At 59.5% G+C, this 7000-nt stretch carries 7 protein-coding genes and 1 pseudogene; all 8 read right to left on the bottom strand.

The window, feature by feature from the left end; translation table 11 throughout:
* Window positions 1-98, bottom strand: a pseudogene (locus B2W52_RS18705) (ribonucleotide reductase subunit alpha); the annotation flags it as partial.
* A gap of 36 nt (window positions 99-134) precedes the next feature.
* Complete coding sequence (locus B2W52_RS18700; RefSeq protein ID WP_273017246.1) at window positions 135-521, bottom strand: putative zinc-binding protein; 387 nt, start codon at window positions 519-521, stop codon at window positions 135-137.
* A gap of 43 nt (window positions 522-564) precedes the next feature.
* Window positions 565-1314, bottom strand: coding sequence for a Crp/Fnr family transcriptional regulator (locus B2W52_RS18695; protein WP_008175395.1), 750 nt, complete (start codon window positions 1312-1314; stop codon window positions 565-567).
* A 341-nt stretch (window positions 1315-1655) separates the two neighbouring features.
* Window positions 1656-2462 (bottom strand): peptidylprolyl isomerase, encoded by an 807-nt coding sequence (locus B2W52_RS18690; RefSeq protein WP_273069412.1) that lies wholly within the window; start codon window positions 2460-2462, stop codon window positions 1656-1658.
* 64 nt (window positions 2463-2526) lie between these two features.
* On the bottom strand, window positions 2527-3204 hold the full coding sequence (narI, locus tag B2W52_RS18685; protein WP_273017251.1) for a respiratory nitrate reductase subunit gamma: 678 nt from the start codon (window positions 3202-3204) through the stop codon (window positions 2527-2529).
* Window positions 3205-3227: 23 nt separating this feature from the next.
* Window positions 3228-3968, bottom strand: coding sequence for a nitrate reductase molybdenum cofactor assembly chaperone (gene narJ, locus B2W52_RS18680; protein ID WP_273017247.1), 741 nt, complete (start codon window positions 3966-3968; stop codon window positions 3228-3230).
* A gap of 10 nt (window positions 3969-3978) precedes the next feature.
* Window positions 3979-5553: a nitrate reductase subunit beta gene (gene narH, locus B2W52_RS18675; RefSeq protein WP_008175403.1), complete on the bottom strand. Its 1575-nt coding sequence runs from the start codon at window positions 5551-5553 to the stop codon at window positions 3979-3981.
* Window positions 5550-7000, bottom strand: a 1451-nt coding sequence (locus B2W52_RS18670; protein ID WP_286803885.1) for a molybdopterin dinucleotide binding domain-containing protein, incomplete at its 5' end; no start/stop codon positions are given. The genes B2W52_RS18670 and narH, both read right to left, overlap by 4 nt.

Genomic DNA, 7000 nt, shown 5'->3' with positions numbered 1-7000 from the left:
TCGTCCGGCAACTCTGCCCGGCAGAAAACGAATAGCAGGCGCTGGGGCTCCTGCTGGCTGTGGGAGGCCTGAATCAGGTCACTGTAACTGCTGATCATCTTGGTGAATCCTTACTGGTACCGGGCCGCTGCGATTTACGCGTGGCGGGCAATGAGCTGGTCGGACGAGGTGAGCCTGCGAACTTCGTCGCAGACTTCTTCCACGGCATCTTCGCCGTAGCTCTGTCCATAATGTTTCTTGAAGCCGAAGTCGTAGAGCCGGACATGCTCATCGGGCTCCACACCGATGTTCTCGAGACAGGCCCGGGCACAGTGCAACGGGCAGCCATCAATAACCGTGATCGGGCGACCGGATCTGGCGGTTTTCACCAGGGACGGCACCTTGCCGCCAACGCCCGAGATGCAGGACATTTCGAATTCGCCGGCATGGTCCAGACTTACCGCCACATTGTTGGCCAGCTGCGCCACGTCAGAGCAGCCGGAACACGAGTAAATCAGTGGACGTTGCTTTCTCGATGTCACTTGTCCCCCTTTCCAAAAAGCCTGGAGGTTTGAATGTGATCCGTTACTGGCTGATCTCAATCAGACGCTGCGGATCCGAGATGAACAGTCGGCTGCGGTTGACCCGCACCAGGCCGTTGGCTTTCAGGTCCGCCAGAATCCGGGAGAAAGTCTCCGGCTGCATGGCCAGCCTGGAGGCCACCAGGCACTTGGGTAGCGGCAACTCGACTTCTCCACCCTCATCTGCGCCATTGGGCAGCAGGTCGATCAGGTAGCGGATCAGGCGGTCACGGGCGTTCTGTACGGTCATGATTTCCAGGTCGTGGAACCGGGAAACCGCGCGTTTGGCGTAATGCCGCAGGGCTGCCTGGGCGTATTTCGGGTTGCTTTCCAGCATGTCCTGGTAGGCTTTCACGGGGATCATCAGAACCTCGCTGGATTTCAGGGCCTCGGCGTAGCAGGCATACCGGGGCGGATCGGCATAGATCATGACTTCGGCGAAGCAGTCGCCAGGGGCGATGCTGTCGAGAGTTCGGTCGATGCCGGAGGAGTCCAGGCGGTAAAGACGCAAGCGGCCGGAGATCACGAAGAAGAAATGGTGCGCCGGCATGTCCTGGCGATAGAGCAGCTGGTGATGGCCAAGGCGGATTCTTCGGGATTGCTGGATCAGGTGCTGCAGGTCTTTGCCATTGAGTTCCGAGAACAGTGGATGGCTGCGCAGGGCCTGGAGGCCGTCTTCGTCGTCAAAGGGTTTGTTGACGGCGACGAGCACGGGTTTGGTGTAGCGGGTTTCGGCCGTTTGGGTCAGTGCCATTGGTGTATCCTCTCTGCATATTCATGCATGCGAAATCATGATTTAAATAGTAGAAGGATACTGGGGGAAAATCGCTCCCCCCATGGGGGTAGTCGGGGGGTTATTCGGGAGTAATTGATCTAACTCAAAGTGTTTTTTTGCTAACTAATTTGAGTCGAAAAGGCTACCGCTAGGTCTGGCGCCTGGCGCACTGAACATCGAGTACAGACTGGCAGGAACCCCCTTTCCAAAACACGCTCCTTGCGGCACATCCATGTGGCGCTTGACTGCAGCCATCCATGGCTGCAGACAGTTTTGGAAAGGGGGTTCCTGCCAGTCTCCAGGCTTTGGTCGCGCGCCTTTTACTGCATTAGTGGCGAGTCGGGCAGCTCGAGATCTACTCCTTCTACGCCAGTTTCCGCTGCCAGAACCTGCAGGTACTGACGAAACGCCCGGCGGGTTACACTCTCGCTCAGGTACTGTCGGATCTGGGGTTTGACGTGCTCATACGGGAGCTGCTGGCCGTCGATGCGTTGGTCGACGCGGACGATGTGCCAGCCGTAGCGGGTTTCGATCAGTTCCGGGTTCAGGCCCTCTTCCAGGGACAGGACGGGGCGCTCGAATTCGTCCACTGTCTGGCCCTTGCTGATCTGGCCGAGGCTGCCGCCCTGGTGGCGGGATTCGCAGGCAGAGTATTGTTTGGCCAGTTCGGCGAACTGGGAGCGGCCGTCGATGAGGGACGACAGCAGCTGTTGGCCGGCTTCTTCCTGGCGGATGCGTTCCTGGACGTCGTCCGGGGCAGCAGCGAGGAGGATGTGGCTGACGGCCATCAGCGTTGGGCTGCGGAAGCGGGCCGGGTTGGCGTTATAGAAGCGTTCGCAGTCCTGTTCGGTGGGGTCCGGGACGTTGAGTTCGAGTTCCAGTACCCGGGCAATGCGGTCTTCCTCGTCGGCGATGTCGTCGAGCTTGAGGCGGCTGGCCTGTTGCAGGAGGAGCTCGCGGATGACGAGGCTTCTGGCGGCTTCATGCCAGGCTTCGGCGACTTCTTCGGCCGGGTGGTGCTGCATTTCCCGGGCGATGTCGTCTTCGCCGATGAGGGTTTCACCCACGGTGACCGGCGGGAACTGGTTTCTGGGTTCTTCGGCGTCGCCGACGGGGATGAGTTGCATAGCAATAACCTCGGTAAACATGGGGTCAGATGAATGCTTTCATCCGACCCCGATTTCATTTGCATCAGGCGCGCTTGCGAACCACCTGGTACCTGCGCCCGAAATACTCCACCGGCACGCTGAGCATGTGCACCAGTCGGGTAAACGGGAAGAGTACGAAGATGGTCAGGCCCAGGAAGATGTGGGTCTTGTAGATCCAGTGCACGTCGGCAATGTAGCCGGCCACGCCGCCCTGGAGGGTGACAATGCCCTGGGCCCAGGCAGAGAACTTGAGCATGGTGCTGCCATCCAGGTGACCCATGGTGGGCAGAATGGTCAGCAGGCCGAGTGCCAGCTGAATGACAAGGATGACGATGATCATGTTGTCCGCAAAGGTGCTGCTGGCCTTGATACGTGGATCAGTCAGACGACGCCAGGCGAGCATAGCGCCGCCGATAATCGCCATCACGCCTGCGATTCCGCCAACCACGATCGCCATCACCTGCTTGGTGCCGGGGGTCATGAACGGCTCGTAGAGCGCGTGCGGTGTCAGCAGGCCCACCAGGTGACCGAAGAAGATCACCAGTACGCCGACATGGAACAGCACGCTGGCCATCACCATGTTTTTCTTGCGCAGCATCTGGCTGGAATGGGCTTTCCAGGTGAACTGGCCCTGGTCATAGCGAGCCCAGGTACCAATCACGAGGATCGCGATAGCAATGTAGGGATAAACCCCGAACAGTAGTGTATTGAGATAGGACATCATTTCCGTTTCCTCCTGCGCCCTCAGGCGCGCCCTGCCTGACGGGGTGTTGCGTCCGTCATCAGCTGATCACTCAGGTGAATGGTCTGGGTCTGTTCCAGTTCCCGGCGGCGTTGGCCTACAACACTGCCGGTACTGCAGGAGCTGCCCTGATCATCAACAAACTTCACCATTTCCTCTTCCCAGACTTTGTCCAGAGCCTCCGGGGTGTCGTCGCGCTCTTCCGAGGCGACGATCTGAGCCAGCTCCTGGCGGTTTGCCGCACGCCCGGAGAGAGTCAGCAGCGAATCCATCACCACGTGATAGAAGCTTTCCCGCTGGTACAGACGCTCACCCAGCAAGCCCAGGATATGGTGGATGTCCTCCAGCCAGTTCTGGATCTCGTCCCAGGGGCGGGTGGAGAGGTATTCCAGGAACAGCGGCAGGTAATCCGGCAGTTCCCTGGCATCGATTTCCAGACCGTTGCTGCGGTATTCCTCCATCAGGTCCACCATGGCCTGACCACGGTCGCGGGATTCCCCGTGCACGTGTTCGAACAGCAGCAGCGACGTGGCCCTGCCTTTGTCGAACATGCCAACGTAGTTCTCCTGCATGTCCAGCAGGTCGCCATCGCAGACCATTTCCACACAGCGCAGCAGTTGCTCCTTGTTCTGCCTCGGCAGCCGGCTGTCCTCAAGGACAGCGGCAATGAGGGCATCTTTGGAGGCCTGGAGTTCTTCGGTCGGGTACTCAAGTACCCGTGCCAGTACTTTTAAAAGTTGCATCGCGGCCTCCTTATTCCTGCAGCTGTTTCGGGTCAACCTGCTTCACGGTCGACAACTTCTGGACCATGCTGGTGGTCTGTTTGCGGCCACCGAACATGTTGAACTTGCTGTCGCCGTTGCAGCCTTCACCGAAGCTGAAGCCGCAACCGTTGCGCTCGCCATGGGCGGTGGCATCGGGGAAGGCTTCTTTCGCCAGCTCGCGGTGGCTGGTGGGAATCACGAAGCGGTCCTCGTAGTTGGCGATGGCCAGGTAGCGGTACATCTCGTCCGCCTGGGCCTTGGTCAGACCGGCTTCTTCAAGGGCGCGCAGGTCTTCCTTGCCTTCAACGGTCTCGGCACGCTTGTACAGACGCATGGCCATGATCCGCTTGAGAGCCCGGACAATCGGCTTCTCGTCACCAGCTGTAAGCAGGTTGGCCAGATACTTCACCGGGATCCGCAAGCTTTCGATCTTCGGCAGTATGCCGTCGAATTCGACCTTGCCGGCTTCCGCCGCGGACTGGATCGGGCTCAGGGGCGGCACGTACCAGACCATGGGCAGGGTGCGGTATTCCGGGTGCAGCGGCAGGGCCAGTTTCCAGTCCACCGCCATCTTGTACACCGGGCTCTGCTGGGCGGCTTCGATCACGTTCATCGGGATGCCATCTTTCTTCGCCTGCTCGATCACTTTCGGGTCGAACGGGTCCAGGAAGATTTCCAGCTGCTTTTCATAGAGTTCATGCTCGCCCGGGGCGCTGGCCACTTCCTCGATGCGGTCTGCGTCGTACAGCAGCACACCGAGGTAGCGAATCCGGCCAACACAGGTCTCGGAACACACGGTGGGCATGCCGGCTTCAATCCGCGGGTAGCAGAAAATGCACTTCTCGGACTTGCCGGTTTTCCAGTTGAAGTAGATCTTCTTGTACGGGCAGCCGGAGACACACATCCGCCAGCCACGGCACTTGTCCTGGTCGATCAGGACGATGCCGTCTTCCTCACGCTTGTAAATGGCACCACTCGGGCAGCTGGCAACACACGCCGGGTTCAGGCAGTGCTCGCACAGGCGCGGCAGGTACATCATGAAGGTGTTTTCGAACTGGCCGTAGATGTCCGCCTGCACCTGGTCAAAGTTTTTGTCCTTGCGGCGCTTGGCGAATTCGGTACCGAGGATTTCCTCCCAGTTCGGACCCCATTCGATTTTCTGCATGCGCTGGCCGGAGATCAGCGAGCGCGGCCGGGCAACCGGCTGGTGCTTGCTGTCGCCAGCGGTGTGCAGGTGCTGGTAGTCGAAATCGAACGGCTCGTAGTAGTCGTCAATCTGGGGCAGGTCCGGGTTGGCGAAGATGTTCGCCAGTACCCGGAAACGGCCACCGATCTTCGGGCGGATCTTGCCGGAGCTGTCACGCATCCAGCCGCCCTTCCACTTGTCCTGGTTCTCCCACTCTTTCGGGTAGCCGATACCGGGCTTGGTCTCGACGTTGTTGAACCAGGCGTATTCCATGCCTTCACGGCTGGTCCATACGTTTTTGCAGGTGACTGAACAGGTGTGGCAACCGATGCACTTGTCCAGGTTCAGCACCATGCCGACTTGGGAACGGATCTTCATTTTACAGCCTCCTGAACAGTGTCATTGCCTTCACCGTCGAGCCAGTCGACGTTGTGCATCTTGCGAACCACCACGAATTCGTCGCGGTTGGAACCTACGGTTCCGTAGTAGTTGAAGCCGTAGGAATACTGGGCGTAGCCGCCGATCATGTGGGTCGGCTTCGGGCACACCCGGGTGACCGAGTTGTGGATACCGCCACGGGTACCGGTGATTTCCGAGCCCGGAATGTTCACGATCCGCTCCTGGGCGTGGTACATCATCACCATGCCGGGCATCACCCGCTGACTCACAACCGCCCGGGCTGCAATGGCGCCATTGGCGTTGAACAGCTCGATCCAGTCGTTGTCCTCAATGGCCAGTTCTTTGGCGTCGTCCTCACTCAGCCACACAATCGGGCCACCGCGGGACAGGGTGAGCATCAACAGGTTGTCGCTGTAGGTGCTGTGGATACCCCACTTCTGGTGCGGCGTGATCCAGTTCAGCGCTTTCTCGGCGTTGCCGTTGCTGCGCTGGTTGATCATGCTGCTGACCGTCTTGGTGTTGATCGGCGGGCGATACACAAGCAGGCTCTCGCCGAAGGCGCGCATCCACTCGTGGTCCTGGTAGAACTGCTGACGACCAGTCAGGGTGCGCCAGGGGATCAGCTCATGGACGTTGGTGTAACCCGCGTTGTAGGAGACATGCTCGTCTTCAAGACCAGACCAGGTTGGGCTGGAGATGATCTTGCGCGGCTGCGCCACGATGTCCCGGAAGCGGATCTTCTCCTCTTCCTTGTTCTTCGCCAGATGGGTGTGGTCCAGACCGGTCATTTCTGACAACGCAGCCCAGGCTTTCACCGCAACCTGGCCGTTGGTTTCCGGGGCCAGGGTCAGGATCACTTCCGCGGCATCAATGGCGCTTTCAATCTTCGGACGGCCGGCGTTGGCTCCGTCGATGTGCTTGTAGTTCAGGTCACCCAGGAACGTCACTTCTTTCTCGGTGTTCCAGTTGATGCCCTTGCCACCGTTACCCAGCTTGTCCATCAAAGGACCAAGCGAAGTGAAGCGCGCGTAGGTGTTCGGGTAGTCCCGCTCAACGGTGATGAAGTTGGGCGCGGTCTTGCCCGGGATCAGGTCGCACTCGCCCCGCTTCCAATCCTTCACATCGAACGGCTGGCCCAGCTCGGCCGGAGCGTCGTGCAGCAGCGGCAGGGTAACCACGTCTTTCTCGACACCCAGGTGGCCTTCGGTGGCTTTGGAGAACGCCTTGGCGATGCCCTTGTAGATCTCCCAGTCACTGCGCGCTTCCCAGGCCGGATCGGTAGCGGCGGTCAGCGGGTGGATGAACGGGTGCATGTCGGAGGTATTCAGATCGTTCTTCTCGTACCAGGTGGCCGTCGGCAGAACGATGTCTGAATACAGACAGGTGGTGGACATGCGGAAGTCAAGGGTCACCAGCAGGTCGAGTT

Origin of the sequence: Marinobacter sp. UBA2498 (genome assembly GCF_002341575.1) — a bacterium.
Classification (GTDB): domain Bacteria; phylum Pseudomonadota; class Gammaproteobacteria; order Pseudomonadales; family Oleiphilaceae; genus Marinobacter; species Marinobacter manganoxydans.
The sequence above is the reverse complement of the archived record's forward strand: the minus strand, read 5'-3'. Positions and strand labels throughout refer to the sequence as shown.

Excerpts from the sequence above, each read along its gene's own strand:
- B2W52_RS18695 (WP_008175395.1), bottom strand. The coding sequence starts at position 1,314 with ATGGCACTGACCCAAACGGCCGAAACCCGCTACACCAAACCCGTGCTC.
- B2W52_RS18690 (WP_273069412.1), bottom strand. The coding sequence starts at position 2,462 with ATGCAACTCATCCCCGTCGGCGACGCCGAAGAACCCAGAAACCAGTTC.
- narI (WP_273017251.1), bottom strand. The coding sequence starts at position 3,204 with ATGTCCTATCTCAATACACTACTGTTCGGGGTTTATCCCTACATTGCT.
- narJ (WP_273017247.1), bottom strand. The coding sequence starts at position 3,968 with ATGCAACTTTTAAAAGTACTGGCACGGGTACTTGAGTACCCGACCGAA.
- narH (WP_008175403.1), bottom strand. The coding sequence starts at position 5,553 with ATGAAGATCCGTTCCCAAGTCGGCATGGTGCTGAACCTGGACAAGTGC.